The organism is Pseudomonas extremorientalis, from assembly GCF_024584605.1.
Classification (GTDB): Bacteria; Pseudomonadota; Gammaproteobacteria; order Pseudomonadales; family Pseudomonadaceae; genus Aquipseudomonas; species Aquipseudomonas extremorientalis.
In genome coordinates, this window is the sequence record NZ_CP089519.1 from 5,041,960 (window position 1) to 5,058,941 (window position 16,982).

Below are 16,982 nucleotides of genomic sequence, written 5' to 3' on the forward strand. Positions count from 1 at the left end.
TGGGGGGCAAGGGAGTCCCCCCATAAGGTCAACCGTTACTTGGCGGACTTGATCGCAGCGCCGAGTTTCTTGGCGGTGTCGGCCGGGTCGGCTTTCGGGTCGTTGATGTAGTTGGTCACGACGTCAAAGAATGCACCTTGCACCGCCAGGGTCGTGGCCATGTTGTGCGCCATGCTTGGCTGCAGGCCGCCGGTCTTGGCGTCTGCCAGGAAGTCCTTGGCAGCGGTCTGGGCGCAGGAGTCGAAGCCGTACGAGTCCATTTTGCTCAGCATGTCGTTACGCACAGGGATCGAACCCTTGTTGATGCTGAACACTTTCTGGAAGTTTTCACCCAGCACGACTCTGGCAATGTCCTGCTGACCCGCCGCAGTGCCTTTGTCTTTCTGCTTGAACACCGCCAGGGAGTCGATGTTGTAGGTGAAGGCTTTGTCGGTACCCGGGAAGGCTACGCACTCATAGTCTTTGCCGGCGACCTTCTTGGCGGCGGTCCATTCGGACTTGGCCCAGTCACCCATGATCTGCATGCCGGCCTTGCCGTTGATGACCTTGCCTGCTTCGAGGTTCCAGTCCTGGCCTTTGCCGTCGGCGTCCATGTAGGTCGCGACTTTTTTCAGCTCGGTCAGGGCCTTGACCATTTCCGGGCCGGTCAGTGCAGCGTTATCCAGGTCGACCAGGGCTTTCTTGTAGCCATCGGCGCCCATCACAGAAAGCACCACCGCCTCGAACACGGTACTGTCCTGCCAAGGCTGGCCACCATGGGCGAGCGGAATGAAGCCGGCTTTCTTCAGCTTGTCGCCAGCGGCGTAGAATTCTTCGAGGGTGGTCGGGTTCTTGGTGATACCGGCTTTCTTGAAGACTTCCGGGTTGATCCACAGCCAGTTCACGCGGTGGATGTTGACCGGTACGGCAACGTAGTCACCGTCGTACTTCACGGTATCGGAGACTTTCTTGTCGAGCAGGGAGTCCCACTTTTCTTCTTTGGCGACGTCCTTGAGCACGTCGGTGTCGAGCAGGCCGGTGGACGCCCATTCCTGGATGTCGGGGCCTTTGATCTGGGCAACGCCTGGCGGGTTGCCGGCGACTGCGCGGCTTTTCAGCACGGTCATGGCCGTGGCGCCACCGCCACCTGCGACGGCACCGTCTTTCCAGGTGAAGCCGTCTTTCTCAACTTGGGCCTTCAGGACATCTACAGCCGCCTTCTCACCACCCGAGGTCCACCAATGCACAACTTCAACCGTCCCTTTCGAGTCGGCGGCAAATGCACTGAGGGGAAACAACGAGGCAATGGAAATAGCGACGGCGAGGCGATTAATCGCGTTCATCTGAGTACCTTTTCTTGTTGTTATGCATGCAAGTCTTAGGCTTGCGCTGCACGGAGTTTAAACAGGGTTTTTTGAGGCGCAGGTAACAAAGGGATGCACAAATGTCACCAGTTGGTGACATAGCGCCCAGCCCCGATGGCACTGGCCATGCTGGGTGCCAAGGGCAGTGCAGGCAGCACTACCGCTTGCCAGGCATGGTACAGGTCCGGCTTGCCGCCCCATATTTTGCTGCTGGGTTGGTTATGCGGGCTGAGTTCGTGATGCCAGCTGCCGTTGATGCGGTCGATGAAGTGGGTTTCGCAGAATTCCCAGAAGCGCCGGTACCAGGTTTCGTAATGCGATTCGCCGGTGCGTTTGAGCAAGGCCTGGGCAGCGGCGCTGGCTTCGGCATGGGTCCAGTGCAGGCGCTCGCGTACCACCGGGCGGTGGTTCCAGTCGAGGGTGTAGACGATGCCGGGGGCACCATCCACCGCCCAGGCGTACTCGCAGGCACTGGCGAACAGGCCTTTGGCGTCGGTCACCAGCCACTCGGGGGTGGCGAGCCCGGCTTGCAGGCGCGCGGCCTCAAGGTGCAGCACCAGCCGCGCCCACTCGAAGCCATGGCCGGGGGTAATGCCGTAGGGGCGGAAGCCATCGGCGGGATTGTCTTCGTTGTAACCGAGCAAGGGTTGCCAGCCTGTATCGAAATGCTCGATCACCATGAACTGGTTGCCGGCGGCATGGGTATGGATCACGCGCTCGACGATCCGCAGCGCACGGTCCAACCAACGTGTATCGCCGGTCACATCGGCCAGGGCGAGGAAGGCTTCGGTGGCGTGCATGTTGCTGTTGGCGCCGCGATAGGCTTCGACGCCGCTCCAGTCCTGGGCAAAGGACTCGAGCATCACGCTCTCCTCTTCGCTCCAGAAGAACTGGTCGATGATATGGATGGCGTCATTCAGCAAGTGTTGCGCGCCGGGAGCGCCCGCCACCCCTGCAGAGCTGGCGGCCAGGGCCACGAAGGCGTGCAGGTACGCGGCCTTGCCACGGTTGCCGTCGACGGCGTGGGGTGCGGCGAACCAGCCGCCATGCTCACTGTCGCGCAACGGGCCGTTGAGGGAGGCAACCCCGTGTTCAATCAGTTCGGCATAGCCAGGCAACCCCATGGCGTGGGCCATGGCGAAACTGTGAGTCATGCGGGCGGTGTTCATGGTTTCAGCGCGGGCATCGGCCGGCAGCCGGCCTTTGTCGTCCAGGTTGCCAAAGCCATCGGGCAGTCGAGACGCCTTGGCAAACGCCAGCAGGCGCTGGCCTTCGGCAGCGAGCCAGGCGTGATGGGCAGGCGCGTTCAGCCAACTGCTGGCAGGCAGTGGTTGGGTGGTCATGGGTGGCCCTTATTATTGTTTGTGGGATGACCGGAGTCTAAACAAGGGCGCACTGGGAGCAAGTAACGAAGGGGATGGGAAATGTCACCGAGTGGTGACATTTCTACAAGAGACCTCATTGCCCGAGCGGGGTAACTCTCGCCGGCGCGTTAAGTTGTTGGTTGAGGTTCTGCACCTGGCTCTGCAAGGTGGTGATATTACGCGTGGTCTGGATGCGGAACACGTCGAACTCCTTGTTGGTAGGCGCATCACTGTTGGCCGACGCGTTGTCCTGGGCGCTCTTGAGCACCACGAGGTCCTGTTCGATCCGGGCGATGGCGGCGCTGGGGTTGCCCTGTTTCTTCAAGGCGGCCACATCAGCGGCCAGTTCCTTGATCTCGGTATCGCGCTTGCCGGCGTCAACCTGCGCCGCCTTTAGGGTCGCCACGGCGTCGGTCAACGCCTGGACCTGGCCTTGCAGCTTGCTGTTGGCGTTGGATAGGTCGGTGGTGCTGGCGGTCATTTGCGTCAGGCGCTTGTCCAGCTCGGTGGCCTGGCCGGCCACGCCGATCTGCTGTTTACCCTGCTCAAGCAACTGGCTTTCAAGCTGCTTGATCTGCAGTTTCAGCGCTTCGCTGCCGTTGTTGACGCTGGCCTCGCTGGCCACCACCTTGCCGGAAATATCCTGCAGGCGCCCCGCCGCTTCTTCGCTGATGCGCGCAAAGCTCTCCTGGGTGGCCACCAACTGCTGGCCCATCAGGGAGATCTGCTGGAAGCTCCACCAGGCCAGACCCGCAAAGGCGATCAGCAGCGCGCCGATCAAGGCCCACAACGGGCCGGTGCTGGCGCTCTTGACCTTGACCACCTTGGTGTTACGCGAACGCACTGAGGTGGCCGGGGTAGGTTCGAAGTCATCGTCATCCCCGACATCCGCCCGCAGGCTGGGAACGTTGTCGAAATCGTCTTTAGCATCGTTGCGCATGTATCAACCCTGAATCGGTGAGGTGGCGAGCGACGGGAGTATAAACCGCGTTCCCGACGCCCTGATCGACCCGGAACGCCGAATTCGGTTCCCGAAGTGTTGCCTGTTGTGTGCTTACTTCAACCCAGGGTCCTGGGCCTTCCACCAACTGCAAAACTCGTCGAGGGCGGTCCACAGGCTGACCTTGGGCTCGTAGTCCAGATAATGCCTGGCGCGGCTGATGTCGAGGGTGAAATCTTTGTTCATCACTTGCATGCCCAGGCGCGACAACGCCGGCTCGGGACGACCGGGCCACATCGCGCAAAACGCTTCGTTGAGTGCCGCCACGCTGTAGGACAAACCGTAGGACCGATACCGCGTCACCTGCGGCAACTCCATTTGGCGCATCACGTAGTTCACCACATCCCACACCGGCACTGGCGTACCGTTGCTGATGTTGTAGGCCCTGCCCAGCGCCGAGCCCGTGGCGAGCAAACTGCTGAGCAGCGCTTCGTTGAGGTTGTGCACGCTGGTGAAGTCGACCTTGTTCAGACCATCGCCGACGATGGCCAGGCGATTCTTGCGCTGCATTTTCAGCAGGCGCGGGAAGATACTCATGTCACCGGCGCCCGTGACGAAGCGCGGACGCAGGGCCACTACTTCGAGGCCGAACTCCTGGGCACCGAACACCTTCTGTTCGGCCAGGTACTTGGTGGCGGCATAGGGGTGCTTGAAGCGCTTGGGCACTTGCTCTTCAGTCAGCCCCAGGTGATCGCGCCCATCGAAATAGATCGACGGCGACGACAGGTGCACCAGACGGCCCACGCGCTCCTTGAGGCAGGCCTCGACGACATTTTCGGTGACCAGCACATTGCCCTGATGAAAGTCCTGATACTTGCCCCACAGCCCGACGGCGCCGGCGCAATGCACCACGGCTTCGACATCGCGGCAGAGATCGCGTACCAGGTCGGCGTCATTCAAATCACCCTGGATAAACTCGGCGCCGCGCCTGACCAGGTGTTCCACACCTTCGGCACGTCGCCCGTTGACCCGCACGTCCAGGCCCTGCTCCAGGGCGAAACGCGCAAAGCGCCCGCCGATGAAGCCGCTTGCGCCGGTGACCAGAATCTTCATGTATTACCCCGTGTGCTTTCGTTTTTCATCGCTGTTGCCTTGACGCACGCCATCACTCCAACGGCACCAACCACTGCCCGCATGCCTGGGCCAGATGGTCGGTCAACAAGCCCAGCAGTTGCCCGCCACTGCGCCAATGATGCCAGTACAACGGCACATCGATGGGCTTATCTGGCAATAACTCGACCAAGAGGCCTTTTTGCAGTTGGTCGCGCACCTGCAATTCCGGCACCAGCCCCCAACCCAGGCCCGCTTCGGTCAGGCGAATAAAGCCTTCGGACGATGGGCATAAATGGTGCTCGAAGCCGCCATCCACGCCGAGGGATGCCAGGTAGCGGTGTTGCAGGAAATCATCCGGGCCAAAAACCAATGCCGGGGTGCGTGCCAGTTGGTCGGCGCGCACGCCGTCGGGAAAGTGCCGGGCAATAAAGGCCGGGCTGGCCAACGCGCGATAACGCATGGCCCCCAGCAGCAGGCTACGTGCCCCGGCCACCGGGCGCTCGCTGGCGCAGATACAGGCAGCCACTTCACCGGCGCGCATGCGCTTGAGGCCTACGGTCTGGTCCTCCACCACCAGATCCAACAGCAGATGCTGCTCGGCGCAAAAACCACTGACGGCCTCGGCCCACCAGGTGGCGAGGCTGTCGGCGTTCAACGCGATACGCAGGCGCTCGGGCATGCCTTCCTCATCCAGGGACGGCACCTGGCTTTGCAGGTCGCGCTCCAGCAGGCGCACCTGTTGCACATGGTTGAGCAGGCGACGGCCGATATCGGTGGGTGTCGGCGGCGTGGCCCGCACCAGTACCGGCTGGCCGATACGCGCCTCCAGCAACTTGATGCGCTGGGAGATCGCCGACTGCGACAACCCCAGCACCTGGGCGGCGCGCTCGAAGCCCGCCTGCTCCACCACCGCCGCCAGAGCGGAAAGCAATTTATAGTCGAACATCAGTTTCTCTAATGAGCGATCAGCAATATTGGTTTTTCTTATACAGCCTGCGCGATGAGAATAGCCAGCATCGCTTCTCTCTTTATAAGGAACCTCCCATGGCTGGCGAAACCGCCCTGGCTACCCTGCTGCGCAGCATGAGCCCTCATCTGAATGACGGCGACTACGTATTCTGCACCCTGCCTGATCAGCGTATCCCTGCCGGTTGCGAGGTGATCGGCAGCTTCCGCGAACAAGAAGGCCTGACCCTGATCGTCGAACGCCAACAAGCGGAACAGGCAGGGCTGGCCTTCGACTACGTCGCCGCGTGGATCACCTTGAATGTGCACTCGGCCCTGGAGGCCGTGGGCCTGACCGCCGCCTTCGCCAGTGCCTTGGGCAAGGCCGGCATCAGTTGCAACGTGATTGCCGGCTATTACCACGACCACCTGTTCGTCGGCCGTGCCGATGCCCAGCGTGCCATGCACGTGTTGCAGCAACTGGCGGCAAACGCGGAGTAGACCCTATGTGGCAAAGCTACCTGAATGGTTTGCTGGTCGCCCTCGGCCTGATCATGGCCATCGGCACCCAGAATGCCTTTGTCTTGGCGCAAAGCCTGCGCCGTGAACATCATTTACCCGTGGCAGCGCTGTGTGTGGTGTGCGATGCGCTGCTGGTGGCCGCCGGGGTATTCGGCCTGGCGACAGTGCTGGCGCAGAGCCCGATACTGCTGGCGATCGCACGCTGGGGCGGCGCGGCTTTCCTGATCTGGTACGGGGCCTGCGCACTCCGCCGGGCCTGTTCGAAACAGAGCCTGGACCAGGGCGGCAACCTGCAGGTGCGCTCGCTGCGCGCGGTGCTGCTGAGCGCGCTGGCCGTCACCCTGCTCAACCCTCACGTGTACCTGGACACCGTGTTGCTGATCGGCTCGCTCGGCGCCCAACAAACCGAACCGGGCGCCTACGTCGCCGGCGCGGCCAGTGCGTCGCTGCTGTGGTTCGCAACCCTCGCGCTCGGCGCGGCGTGGCTGGCACCCTGGCTGGCACGCCCGGCCACCTGGCGCCTGCTGGACCTGTTGGTGGCGGTGATGATGTTCAGCGTGGCCTATCAATTGATCAGTGCCTGAGGAATATTCCAAAACGCTCTGGAACCTCTATCCCACACAGTTGTTGCGTGGTTTTGCCACAACCCCGGTGCTATGATCCTGACCCTGCGCCGCAAAGAGTACAAACTCCCCGGCGCTTGTTTGGCCGCCCGTGATCGGCCTTGCGCTCACCGCAACTGACCTGATTAGGAGATTTATCATGGCTTTCGAATTGCCGCCGCTGCCCTACGCACACGATGCCCTGCAGCCGCACATCTCCAAGGAAACCTTGGAATACCACCACGACAAGCACCACAACACCTATGTCGTGAACCTGAACAACCTGGTGCCAGGCACCGAGTTCGAAGGCAAGACCCTGGAAGAGATCGTCAAATCCTCTTCGGGCGGTATCTTCAACAACGCTGCCCAGGTCTGGAACCACACCTTCTACTGGAACTGCCTGGCGCCAAACGCCGGCGGCCAACCTACCGGCGCGCTGGCTGAAGCCATCAACGCGGCGTTCGGTTCGTTCGACAAGTTCAAGGAAGAGTTCACCAAGACCTCCGTCGGCACCTTCGGCTCCGGTTGGGGCTGGCTGGTGAAAAAGGCTGACGGTTCCCTGGCCCTGGCCAGCACCATCGGCGCCGGCAACCCGCTGACCAGCGGCGACACCCCGCTGCTGACCTGCGACGTGTGGGAACACGCCTACTACATCGACTACCGCAACGTGCGTCCAAAGTATGTGGAAGCGTTCTGGAACCTGGTCAACTGGAAGTTCGTGGCTGAGCAGTTCGAAGGCAAGACCTTCACTGCCTAAGCACTGCTTGCAGTAAAAAAAGAGCCCGGCGAATGCCGGGCTTTTTTGTGCGTGATGGAACTGAGTGACAGGCCTTTGCCACGCAGTCTCTGGAGGAATCAGCCTCTCTTATCTGTCGGAGAAATCACAATGACCATTGGCGCACTCGCAGCTCTGCCTATCGTTGGCGACGTTGTTAAAACCGCTGGCGACATCACCAAGTCCCTCTTACCGCTTGCCCAACCCTTTGCTGACGTGGCAGCCAAGACTTTGGGGAAAATGCTTGACCAGGCTTTCGAACCCACCAAAAAATCGGTTGATTATTCGAACACACTGGAATTAGGAAACCGCACGCTGAAGTTTTAAACGACCCGCCGCCGCGGCTCGTAACGGGCGGGCGGACAGCAATCCGCCTCGCTCCCCTCCTTCAAACCCGGTTAACCCCAATGTTCCTTTGACTGCCCTCACCAGATTGCCAATACTCATGGCATATTGAGGCTACCCGCATGGAACAAGGAATGACCCTTTGAAGCTGGAACTCAAGAACAGCTTGTCGGTGAAGTTGCTACGGGTTGTGCTGCTGTCGGCATTGATCGTGGGCGTCGTGCTGAGCGTGGCGCAGATCGTCTTTGATGCCTACAAGACACGCCAAGCCGTAGCCGGCGATGCCCAGCGCATCCTCGACATGTTTCGCGACCCCTCGACCCAGGCCGTCTACAGCCTGGACCGCGAGATGGGCATGCAAGTGATTGAGGGCCTGTTCCAGGATGACGCCGTGCGCATGGCGTCCATCGGCCACCCCAACGAAACCATGCTGGCAGAAAAAAGCCGTGCCTTGCAGCAAGCGCCCAGCCGCTGGTTGACTGACCTGATTCTTGGCCGGGAACGCACCTTCACCACGGCGCTGGTGGGCAAAGGCCCCTACAGCGAGTATTACGGCGACCTGAGCATCACCCTCGACACCGCGACTTATGGCCAGGGCTTTATCGTCAACTCGGTGATCATCTTCATTTCCGGGGTGTTGCGCGCCCTGGCCATGGGCCTGGTGCTGTACCTGGTCTATCACTGGCTGCTGACCAAGCCGCTGTCACGGATCATCGAGCACCTGACGTCGATCAACCCGGACCGGCCCAGCGAACACAAGATCCCGCAGCTCAAGGGCCACGAGCGCAACGAGTTGGGGCTGTGGATCAACACCGCCAACCAATTGCTCGAATCCATCGAACGTAACACCCATTTGCGTCATGAGGCCGAAAGCAGCCTGTTGCGCATGGCCCAGTACGACTTCCTGACCGGCCTGCCGAACCGCCAGAAACTGCAGGAGCAACTGGACAAGATTCTCATCGACGCCGGCCGTCGACAACGGCGCGTAGCGGTATTGTGCGTGGGGCTGGATGACTTCAAGAGCGTCAACGAACAGTTCACCTACCAGGCCGGTGACAAATTGTTGCTGGCCTTGGCCGACCGATTGCGTGCCCACAGCGGCCGCCTCGGCGCACTCGCCCGACTGGGCGGCGACCAGTTCGCCCTGGTGCAGGCCGATATCGACCAGCCTTACGAGGCCGCCGAGCTGGCACAAAGCATTCTGGACGACCTGGAGGCGGAGTTCGCTCTCGACCACGAAGGCATCCGCCTGCGCGCCACCATCGGCATCACCCTGTTCCCGGAAGACGGCGACAGCACCGAAAAGCTGCTGCAAAAAGCCGAACAGACCATGACCCTGGCCAAGACCCGTTCGCGCAACCGTTATCAGTTCTATATCGCCAGCGTCGACAGCGAAATGCGCCGCCGCCGCGAGCTGGAAAAAGACCTGCGCGAAGCGCTCAGTCGCAACCAATTCCATTTGGTGTACCAACCGCAGATCAGCTACCGCGATCACCGCGTGGTCGGTGTGGAGGCGCTGATCCGCTGGCAGCATCCAGAGCATGGCCTGGTACCGCCGGACCTGTTTATCCCGCTGGCCGAGCAGAACGGCACCATTATTCCGATTGGCGAATGGGTACTGGACCAGGCCTGCCGGCAATTGCGCGAATGGCACGACCTGGGCTTCACCGACCTGCGCATGGCGGTCAATTTGTCCACCGTGCAACTGCACCACACCGAACTGCCACGGGTGGTCAATAACCTGATGCAGATCTACCGCCTGCCGCCGCGCAGCCTCGAACTGGAAGTCACCGAAACCGGCCTGATGGAAGACATCAGCACCGCGGCCCAGCATCTGCTGAGCCTGCGTCGTTCCGGGGCGTTGATTGCCATTGATGACTTTGGCACCGGTTACTCATCCCTCAGCTACTTGAAAAGCCTACCCCTGGACAAGATCAAGATCGACAAGAGCTTCGTCCAGGACCTGCTGGACGATGACGACGATGCCACCATCGTGCGCGCGATCATCCAACTGGGCAAAAGCCTGGGCATGCAGGTGATCGCCGAAGGCGTGGAAACCGCTGAGCAGGAGGCCTACATCATCTCCGAGGGCTGCCATGAGGGTCAGGGTTACTACTACAGCAAACCCTTGCAGGCCAGGGAGCTGGCGGCATTTCTCAAGCAGTCGGAGCGTAACAACGCCGTCATTCTTTGACCGGCCAAAACGATACTGAATATTTCCCGCGTATAACCCTTTACACAAAATGCAAATCTTTCGCATTATGTCGCAGTTTTTGCGCTCCCCCCGCGCGCCCCATCAACAACCGAAGCAGGATGTTCGCCATGATTCGTATGCCCCTGGCCACCGCCAGTCTGCTGGCCATTGCCATTTCTCTCGCCGGCTGTGGCGAAGGTAAAGACAAGGCCGCAGCGCCACAGGCGCCGACCCCGGCTGCCAGCACTACCGCTCCAGCGGCTGCCACCCCTGCCGGCCAGGTCGACGAAGCGGCCGCCAAGGCCGTGGTCGCGCATTACGCAGACATGGTATTTGCGGTCTACAGCGATGCCGAGTCCACCGCGAAAACCCTGCAAACCGCGATCGACGCGTTCCTCGCCAAGCCGAACGACGAAACCCTGAAAGCCGCACGTACCGCCTGGATCGCCGCCCGCGTCCCGTACCTGCAGAGCGAAGTGTTCCGCTTCGGCAACACCATCATCGACGACTGGGAAGGCCAGGTGAACGCATGGCCGCTGGACGAAGGCCTGATCGACTACGTCGACAAGTCCTACGAACACGCCCTGGGCAACCCGGGCGCCACCGCCAATATCATTGCCAACACCCAGATCCAGGTCGGCGAAGACAAGGTCGACGTGAAGGACATCACGCCGGAAAAACTCGCCAGCCTCAATGAGCTGGGCGGTTCCGAAGCCAACGTCGCCACCGGCTACCACGCCATCGAATTCCTGCTGTGGGGCCAGGACCTGAACGGCACCGGCCCAGGCGCCGGCAACCGTCCGGCGTCGGACTACCTGACGGGCGACGGTGCCACCGGTGGCCACAACGAGCGCCGCCGCACTTACCTGCGTGCCGTGACCCAACTGCTGGTCAGCGACCTGGAAGAAATGGTCGGCAACTGGAAACCCAACGTCGAAGACAACTACCGCGCCACCCTGGAGGCGGAACCTGCCACCGACGGCCTGCGCAAAATGTTGTTCGGCATGGGCAGCCTGTCCCTGGGCGAGCTGGCCGGTGAGCGCATGAAGGTGTCCCTGGAAGCCAACTCGCCGGAAGACGAACAGGACTGCTTCAGCGACAACACGCACAACTCGCACTTCTACGACGCCAAGGGCATCCGCAACGTCTACCTGGGCGAGTACACCCGCGTCGACGGCACCAAAATGACCGGCGCCAGCCTGTCGTCCCTGGTGGCCAAGGCCGACCCGGCTGCCGACACCGCCTTGAAAGCGGACCTGGCGGCAACCGAAGCGAAGATCCAGGTCATGGTGGACCACGCCAACAAGGGTGAGCACTACGACCAGTTGATCGCAGCCGGCAATGACGCAGGCAACCAGATCGTGCGCGACGCCATCGCCGCACTGGTCAAGCAGACTGGCTCGATCGAAGCGGCAGCGGGCAAGCTGGGTATCAGCGACCTGAACCCGGATAACGCTGATCACGAGTTCTGATCCAGGTGGGAGGGGGCCTGCTCCCGATAGCGGTGTGTCAGTGAAGCACATGTTTACTGACACACCGCCATCGGGGCAAGCCCCCTCCCACATTTGACTGCATTGCCTCAAACCCCGGTTTACATGCCTTGCACCCCAGGTAGAATGGCGCCTCTGCCCTACCTCGAGCGAATTTCATGGCGTTGCCGACCCTGCGTATCATCGGTTTCATCATCGGCATCTTCCTGATCACCCTCGCGATCGCCATGGTCGTGCCCATGGCCACCCTGGTGATTTTCGAACGCACCAGCGACCTGCCTTCGTTCCTGTGGGCCAGCATGATCACCTTTCTCGCCGGCCTGGCCCTGGTGATTCCCGGTCGCCCCGAGCATGTGCACCTGCGCCCGCGGGACATGTACCTGCTGACCGTCAGCAGCTGGGTGGTGGTGTGTGTCTTCGCCGCGCTGCCCTTTCTGTTGACCCAGCACATCAGCTACACCGACTCGTTCTTCGAAAGCATGTCCGGCATCACCGCCACCGGCTCCACGGTGTTGAGCGGCCTGGACACCCTGTCGCCTGGCATCCTGATGTGGCGCTCGCTGCTGCACTGGCTCGGTGGTATCGGTTTTATCGGCATGGCGGTAGCGATCCTGCCGCTGCTGCGCATCGGTGGCATGCGCCTGTTCCAGACCGAGTCCTCGGACCGCTCGGAAAAAGTCATGCCCCGCTCGCACATGGTGGCGCGGCTGATCGTGGCGGCCTACGTGGGTATCACCATCCTTGGCAGCCTGGCGTTCTGGTGGGCGGGCATGGGCCTGTTCGATGCAATCAACCACGCAATGTCGGCGATTTCCACCGGCGGCTTCTCCACCTCGGATGAGTCCCTGGCCCATTGGAAACAACCGGCGGTGCACTGGGTGGCGGTGGTGGTGATGATTCTCGGCAGCCTGCCGTTCACCCTGTATGTGGCCACGTTGCGCGGCAACCGCAAGGCACTGATCAAGGATCAGCAGGTACAAGGCTTGCTCGGTTTGCTGATCGTGACCTGGTTGGTGCTCGGTACCTGGTACTGGTGGACCACCAACCTGCATTGGCTCGATGCCCTGCGCCATGTGGCGTTGAACGTGACCTCGGTGGTCACCACCACCGGTTTCGCGTTGGGGGACTACAGCCTGTGGGGCAACTTCTCACTGATGCTGTTCTTCTACCTGGGGTTTATCGGTGGTTGCTCGGGCTCGACAGCCGGCGGGATCAAGATCTTCCGTTTCCAGGTCGCCTACATCCTGCTCAAGGCCAACTTGAACCAGCTGATTCACCCGCGCGCGGTGATCAAGCAAAAGTACAACGGCCACCGCCTGGATGAAGAGATCGTGCGTTCGATCCTGACGTTTTCGTTTTTCTTTGCCATCACCATCTGCGCCATCGCCCTCGCGTTGTCGCTGCTGGGCCTGGACTGGATGACCGCCTTGACCGGCGCCGCCAGCACGGTGTCCGGTGTCGGCCCGGGCCTGGGGGAAACCATCGGCCCGGCGGGCAACTTCGCCAGCCTGCCGGATGCGGCCAAATGGATCCTGTCATTGGGCATGCTGCTCGGTCGACTCGAGATCATTACGGTCTTTGTTCTGTGTATTCCGGCTTTTTGGCGTCACTGACAACCGAGGTTTCCAACAACCGCGTCCGGTATTCGCCGGGCGTGGCATCGAACCAGCGACGAAACGCACGGAAGAAGTTGCTCGGGTCGGCAAAACCCAACAGGTAGGCGATTTCCAGCAAGGTCATGCTCGGCTGTGCCAGGTATTGCTCGGCGAGTTCGCGTCGGGTGTCGTCGAGCAGGGTCTGGAAGCTGGTGCCCTCCTCTTGTAGCCGCCGCTGCAAGGTGCGCTGGGACAGGTGCAACGTCTGCGCCACCACTTCACGCTTGGGCTCGCCCTGGGGCAACAGCCGGCACAGCACTTGCCGCGCCTTGTGGGTCACGCGGCTTTCCGAGAAACGCGCCAGGTATTCACCGGCAAATCGATCATGCAACAGCGCCATGGCCTCGTTGGCCGTGGGCAGCGGCGCTTCCATGTCGGCCCGCTCGAAAATCAACGCGTCGTAGGGCGCGTTGAACTCCAGGGGTGCGTGGAAGGCTTGTTTGTACGGGCCAAGGTCCGCCGGCTGATCACCTTGCAGCACCACCTTGCGCGGCTGCAGGGTGCGGCCGGTGAGCCAGCCACACAACGCCAGGGCACTGGCCAGCGAGGCTTCGGCGCTTTGCCGCGTCGGCGGCAGGTGATCGCCATGCACCGTCAGAATCAGCGCATACCCTTCGGGGATCAGTCGGAAACTCAGGTCGGCACTTTCAGCGATGATGCGCTGGTAACGCACCAGGCGCATAAAACCCTCGGCGAGGGTGTTGCTGGACATCAGCGCATAGCCGGCCACATGAAACGACGCCGGCCGCACCACTTTGCCCATGTTCAGACCGATCGCCGGATTGCCCGACAGCTCCACCGCGCGCTGCCACAGGCGGGTCATGCAATCCTGTGGAAACCGCGCATCGGGGTCATTCAGGGCGGCGTAGTCCAGGCCCAGTTGCCTGAACAAGGCGCGGCAATCCAGGCCGTCCATTTCCAGTGCCTTGACTATCCCCATCGCCCAGCTTGCAGAAGTTGTTCGTTCGCTCATGGCGTCTTCTTAATAAAGCAGGCTCAAACGACAGCCAGGAAGCCAAGGATACTAAAGTGGCATCTATTGTCACTGGCTGTTACTACTGATCACTCTAGACTCAAATAAGCTCCCCGCCGAACATCTGTTGGGCGGCATAACAATCAAAGGGCCAGCCACTGTGGAAAACATCAAGCGATTCAATAGCTTTGCTGAGTTCTACCCCTACTACCTGGCCGAGCACGCCAACAGTACCTGCCGGCGCCTGCATTTCATCGGTACCACGCTGGTAATCGGCATTCTGGCGTATGCCATCGGCCGGGGTTCGTTGGGCTTGCTGGTCGCGTTGCCGATTGCCGGCTACAGCTTTGCCTGGGTCGGCCACTTCTTCTTCGAAAAGAACCGCCCGGCGACCTTTCAGCACCCGTTTTACAGCTTGTTGGGGGACTTTGTGATGTACCGCGACATGATTCTGGGCAAGGTGCCGTTCTAGGCGAACGACCGTTTAAACGATGAAAGTTCCTGCATCCGGCGACATAAAAATCTTTTTGTCATTTGCGGTGCTGTATCCTGCCAAGGCTTTTTGAGAGCGCGGAATCACCTGCGATTGAAAAAACAGACCTTGCGAGGAGCGACGACGATGCACGAGATACCTAATCTCCCCTTCCCAAGCCTGCACCCTACAGAGCAGCCAACACCGCAGCAGGCCAGCGATAAACAGCCTGAGGCCAAAAAAGAAGCCAAACCAGTCGACAGCAAAAGCCAGGACTGACGCCGTACCAGACCGTGTGGAAAGCGCAACGTTAAGCGCTTTCCACACTGCCTGAATGAATCGAGGCCCCGCCATGACCGATACCCTCCCCGACAACCCGGACACCGCTGTACTCGACGCAGCCCTGCAGATGGTCGAGGTGTGGAACCGCCTCAGCGCGGAGAAACAGGCCGTACTGCTCAAGCGTTTCGGCACCCAGGAAAACGCGCTGGCCGCCCTGGTCACCACCCAACTGCTGGCCCCTGCGCGCGCCTGAGGTCTTTTTGATCCGAGGTTTTTGTGTTTTAGCGCCCTGCGCGAAGCAAACCACCGGTATCATTAGCAACCTATCTTTACCTGCTGCGACAGTGGACCCCTCCCATGCTCGATACCCAGCGCCCCATGGCGGTCACGCTGCAAGTTGTTTCCATCGTCCTGTTCACCTTCATCGGCTACCTGAATATCGGCATCCCCCTGGCCGTGTTGCCGGGCTATGTCCACAGTGAACTGGGCTACGGCGCGGTGATTGCCGGCCTGGTGATCAGTGTGCAATACCTGGCTACCCTGCTGAGCCGCCCGTACGCGGGCAAGATCATCGACAACCTGGGGAGCAAGCGCGCCGTGCTGATCGGCCTGGCCGGCTGCGGCCTGAGCGGCGTGTTCATGCTGCTCGCTGCGTGGTTCTCCAGCCTGCCGGCCTTGAGCCTGGGCAGCCTGTTGATCGGCCGCCTGGTGCTGGGCAGCGCGGAAAGCCTGGTGGGCTCGGGCGCCATCGGCTGGGGCATCGGCCGGGTCGGCGCGCAGAACACCGCCAAGGTCATTTCCTGGAACGGCATCGCCAGCTACGGCGCACTGGCGGTCGGTGCACCGTTGGGCGTCGTGCTGGTGAAGAGTTTCGGGTTGTGGAGCATGGGGGTCAGCATCATCCTGCTGGCCATCGTCGGCCTGCTGTTGGCCTGGAACAAGGTCGCCGCACCGATCGTGGCCGGCGTGCGCCTGCCCTTCATGAATGTGCTGGGCCGGGTATTGCCCCACGGCTGCGCGCTGGCGCTGGGCTCGATTGGATTTGGCACCATCGCGACCTTCATCACCCTGTACTACACCACCCAGCACTGGGATAACGCGGTGTGGGCATTGAGCCTGTTCGGCGCCAGCTTTATCGGTGCACGGCTGCTGTTCGGCAACCTGATCAACCGGATCGGCGGGTTTCGCGTGGCGATTGCCTGCCTGTCGGTGGAGATCCTCGGCCTGCTGTTGCTATGGCTCGCCCCGGATGCCAGCCTGGCCCTGGCCGGCGCGGCGTTGAGCGGGTTTGGCTTCTCCCTGGTGTTTCCCGCCTTGGGCGTCGAAGCCGTCAACTTGGTACCGGCGTCCAGCCGAGGCTCGGCGGTGGGGGCTTACTCGCTGTTTATCGACCTGTCGTTGGGCATCACCGGCCCGCTCGCCGGTGCCGTGGCGGCGGGGTTTGGCTTTGCGTCGATCTTCCTGTTCGCCGCCCTCGCCGCCTTGGGTGGCTTGCTGCTCAGTGTTTACCTGTACCGACAAGCGCCGAAAGCCCGTGAGGCACGCGGCGACTAAAAATCGACCTTGCCACGCCCAGCCTTGATGCTGCCGCGCTTGGTCTTGGATTCGAGGCGACGCTTTTTCGAGCCCAGGGTCGGCTTGGTCGGGCGGCGCTTTTTCTCCACCTTGGTAGCGCTGAGGATCAACTCCACCAGGCGCTCCAGCGCATCCGCGCGGTTCTGCTCCTGGGTCCGGTATTGTTGCGCCTTGAGCACCAGCACGCCTTCGCTGGTAATGCGACTGTCACGCAGCGCCAGCAACCGTTCCTTGTAGAAGTCCGGCAGCGACGATGCGGGAATATCAAAGCGCAGGTGCACGGCGCTCGACACCTTGTTGACGTTCTGCCCACCAGCGCCCTGGGCGCGGATAGCGGTCAGCTCGACCTCGGCATCCGGCAGGTGCACGTTGTTGGAAATTACCAGCATCAA

General features: G+C 61.4%; 18 protein-coding genes. 11 read left to right on the forward strand and 7 right to left on the reverse strand.

Annotated features, from left to right (window positions below; translation table 11 throughout):
* Positions 1-35 precede the first annotated feature (35 nt).
* From LUU92_RS22710 to LUU92_RS22730, 5 genes are all read right to left on the reverse strand, one after another.
* Complete coding sequence (locus tag LUU92_RS22710) at positions 36-1,322, reverse strand: ABC transporter substrate-binding protein (protein WP_257102682.1); 1,287 nt, start codon at positions 1,320-1,322, stop codon at positions 36-38.
* A gap of 104 nt (positions 1,323-1,426) precedes the next feature.
* On the reverse strand, positions 1,427-2,686 hold the full coding sequence (locus LUU92_RS22715) for a D-mannose isomerase (protein WP_222540333.1): 1,260 nt from the start codon (positions 2,684-2,686) through the stop codon (positions 1,427-1,429).
* Positions 2,687-2,801: 115 nt separating this feature from the next.
* The gene (locus LUU92_RS22720) at positions 2,802-3,647 is read right to left on the reverse strand and encodes an ATPase (protein ID WP_257102683.1); all 846 of its coding nucleotides are present in this window, start codon (positions 3,645-3,647) and stop codon (positions 2,802-2,804) included.
* 114 nt (positions 3,648-3,761) lie between these two features.
* A complete protein-coding gene (locus tag LUU92_RS22725) occupies positions 3,762-4,760 on the reverse strand; it encodes an NAD-dependent epimerase/dehydratase family protein (protein ID WP_071489438.1) in 999 nt (332 codons plus the stop codon).
* Between the two features lie 52 nt (positions 4,761-4,812).
* Positions 4,813-5,706 carry a LysR family transcriptional regulator ArgP gene (locus tag LUU92_RS22730; RefSeq protein ID WP_071489437.1) on the reverse strand — a complete coding sequence of 298 codons (894 nt, stop codon included), beginning with the start codon at positions 5,704-5,706 and terminating at the stop codon, positions 4,813-4,815.
* A gap of 98 nt (positions 5,707-5,804) precedes the next feature.
* On the opposite strand from LUU92_RS22730, the gene LUU92_RS22735 reads away from it, so the two are divergent.
* The 7 genes from LUU92_RS22735 to LUU92_RS22765 all read left to right on the forward strand — a co-directional run bounded on the left by LUU92_RS22735 (position 5,805) and on the right by LUU92_RS22765 (position 13,246).
* Positions 5,805-6,206, forward strand: coding sequence for an ACT domain-containing protein (locus LUU92_RS22735; protein WP_071489436.1), 402 nt, complete (start codon positions 5,805-5,807; stop codon positions 6,204-6,206).
* A 5-nt stretch (positions 6,207-6,211) separates the two neighbouring features.
* Entirely contained in the window at positions 6,212-6,811 is a 600-nt protein-coding gene (locus LUU92_RS22740) for a LysE/ArgO family amino acid transporter (protein ID WP_092246970.1), read from the forward strand.
* Between the two features lie 178 nt (positions 6,812-6,989).
* A complete protein-coding gene (locus LUU92_RS22745) occupies positions 6,990-7,586 on the forward strand; it encodes a superoxide dismutase (RefSeq protein WP_003212997.1) in 597 nt (198 codons plus the stop codon).
* A gap of 129 nt (positions 7,587-7,715) precedes the next feature.
* Positions 7,716-7,931: a hypothetical protein gene (locus LUU92_RS22750; protein ID WP_071489434.1), complete on the forward strand. Its 216-nt coding sequence runs from the start codon at positions 7,716-7,718 to the stop codon at positions 7,929-7,931.
* A gap of 160 nt (positions 7,932-8,091) precedes the next feature.
* Positions 8,092-10,143, forward strand: a complete 2,052-nt coding sequence (locus LUU92_RS22755; protein ID WP_257102684.1) for a putative bifunctional diguanylate cyclase/phosphodiesterase — start codon at positions 8,092-8,094, stop codon at positions 10,141-10,143.
* 128 nt (positions 10,144-10,271) lie between these two features.
* On the forward strand, positions 10,272-11,615 hold the full coding sequence (locus tag LUU92_RS22760; protein ID WP_071489432.1) for an imelysin family protein: 1,344 nt from the start codon (positions 10,272-10,274) through the stop codon (positions 11,613-11,615).
* 176 nt (positions 11,616-11,791) lie between these two features.
* Positions 11,792-13,246: a TrkH family potassium uptake protein gene (locus LUU92_RS22765; protein ID WP_071489431.1), complete on the forward strand. Its 1,455-nt coding sequence runs from the start codon at positions 11,792-11,794 to the stop codon at positions 13,244-13,246.
* On the opposite strand, the gene LUU92_RS22770 is transcribed toward LUU92_RS22765, so the two are convergent.
* Positions 13,203-14,261 (reverse strand): AraC family transcriptional regulator, encoded by a 1,059-nt coding sequence (locus LUU92_RS22770; RefSeq protein WP_071489430.1) that lies wholly within the window; start codon positions 14,259-14,261, stop codon positions 13,203-13,205. The genes LUU92_RS22765 and LUU92_RS22770 overlap by 44 nt on opposite strands.
* A gap of 160 nt (positions 14,262-14,421) precedes the next feature.
* On the opposite strand from LUU92_RS22770, the gene LUU92_RS22775 reads away from it, so the two are divergent.
* The 4 genes from LUU92_RS22775 (at position 14,422) to LUU92_RS22790 (ending at position 16,569) form a co-directional block, all read left to right on the forward strand.
* A complete protein-coding gene (locus LUU92_RS22775; protein ID WP_071489429.1) occupies positions 14,422-14,733 on the forward strand; it encodes an Mpo1-like protein in 312 nt (103 codons plus the stop codon).
* A gap of 147 nt (positions 14,734-14,880) precedes the next feature.
* Positions 14,881-15,012 (forward strand): hypothetical protein, encoded by a 132-nt coding sequence (locus tag LUU92_RS22780; protein WP_257102685.1) that lies wholly within the window; start codon positions 14,881-14,883, stop codon positions 15,010-15,012.
* A gap of 73 nt (positions 15,013-15,085) precedes the next feature.
* On the forward strand, positions 15,086-15,268 hold the full coding sequence (locus LUU92_RS22785; protein ID WP_071489427.1) for a hypothetical protein: 183 nt from the start codon (positions 15,086-15,088) through the stop codon (positions 15,266-15,268).
* 104 nt (positions 15,269-15,372) lie between these two features.
* On the forward strand, positions 15,373-16,569 hold the full coding sequence (locus LUU92_RS22790) for an MFS transporter (RefSeq protein WP_071489426.1): 1,197 nt from the start codon (positions 15,373-15,375) through the stop codon (positions 16,567-16,569).
* Here LUU92_RS22790 and arfB read toward each other — a convergent pair.
* Complete coding sequence (gene arfB, locus LUU92_RS22795) at positions 16,566-16,979, reverse strand: alternative ribosome rescue aminoacyl-tRNA hydrolase ArfB (RefSeq protein WP_071489425.1); 414 nt, start codon at positions 16,977-16,979, stop codon at positions 16,566-16,568. The genes LUU92_RS22790 and arfB overlap by 4 nt on opposite strands.
* Positions 16,980-16,982: the final 3 nt, after the last annotated feature.

What these genes read in the sequence shown, in the direction of transcription:
- LUU92_RS22710 (WP_257102682.1), bottom strand. Translation starts at nt 1,322, where the DNA reads ATGAACGCGATTAATCGCCTCGCCGTCGCTATTTCCATTGCCTCGTTG.
- LUU92_RS22715 (WP_222540333.1), bottom strand. Translation starts at nt 2,686, where the DNA reads ATGACCACCCAACCACTGCCTGCCAGCAGTTGGCTGAACGCGCCTGCC.
- LUU92_RS22720 (WP_257102683.1), bottom strand. Translation starts at nt 3,647, where the DNA reads ATGCGCAACGATGCTAAAGACGATTTCGACAACGTTCCCAGCCTGCGG.
- LUU92_RS22725 (WP_071489438.1), bottom strand. Translation starts at nt 4,760, where the DNA reads ATGAAGATTCTGGTCACCGGCGCAAGCGGCTTCATCGGCGGGCGCTTT.
- LUU92_RS22730 (WP_071489437.1), bottom strand. Translation starts at nt 5,706, where the DNA reads ATGTTCGACTATAAATTGCTTTCCGCTCTGGCGGCGGTGGTGGAGCAG.
- LUU92_RS22735 (WP_071489436.1), top strand. Translation starts at nt 5,805, where the DNA reads ATGGCTGGCGAAACCGCCCTGGCTACCCTGCTGCGCAGCATGAGCCCT.
- LUU92_RS22740 (WP_092246970.1), top strand. Translation starts at nt 6,212, where the DNA reads ATGTGGCAAAGCTACCTGAATGGTTTGCTGGTCGCCCTCGGCCTGATC.
- LUU92_RS22745 (WP_003212997.1), top strand. Translation starts at nt 6,990, where the DNA reads ATGGCTTTCGAATTGCCGCCGCTGCCCTACGCACACGATGCCCTGCAG.
- LUU92_RS22750 (WP_071489434.1), top strand. Translation starts at nt 7,716, where the DNA reads ATGACCATTGGCGCACTCGCAGCTCTGCCTATCGTTGGCGACGTTGTT.
- LUU92_RS22760 (WP_071489432.1), top strand. Translation starts at nt 10,272, where the DNA reads ATGATTCGTATGCCCCTGGCCACCGCCAGTCTGCTGGCCATTGCCATT.
- LUU92_RS22765 (WP_071489431.1), top strand. Translation starts at nt 11,792, where the DNA reads ATGGCGTTGCCGACCCTGCGTATCATCGGTTTCATCATCGGCATCTTC.
- LUU92_RS22770 (WP_071489430.1), bottom strand. Translation starts at nt 14,261, where the DNA reads ATGAGCGAACGAACAACTTCTGCAAGCTGGGCGATGGGGATAGTCAAG.
- LUU92_RS22780 (WP_257102685.1), top strand. Translation starts at nt 14,881, where the DNA reads ATGCACGAGATACCTAATCTCCCCTTCCCAAGCCTGCACCCTACAGAG.
- LUU92_RS22785 (WP_071489427.1), top strand. Translation starts at nt 15,086, where the DNA reads ATGACCGATACCCTCCCCGACAACCCGGACACCGCTGTACTCGACGCA.
- LUU92_RS22790 (WP_071489426.1), top strand. Translation starts at nt 15,373, where the DNA reads ATGCTCGATACCCAGCGCCCCATGGCGGTCACGCTGCAAGTTGTTTCC.
- arfB (WP_071489425.1), bottom strand. Translation starts at nt 16,979, where the DNA reads ATGCTGGTAATTTCCAACAACGTGCACCTGCCGGATGCCGAGGTCGAG.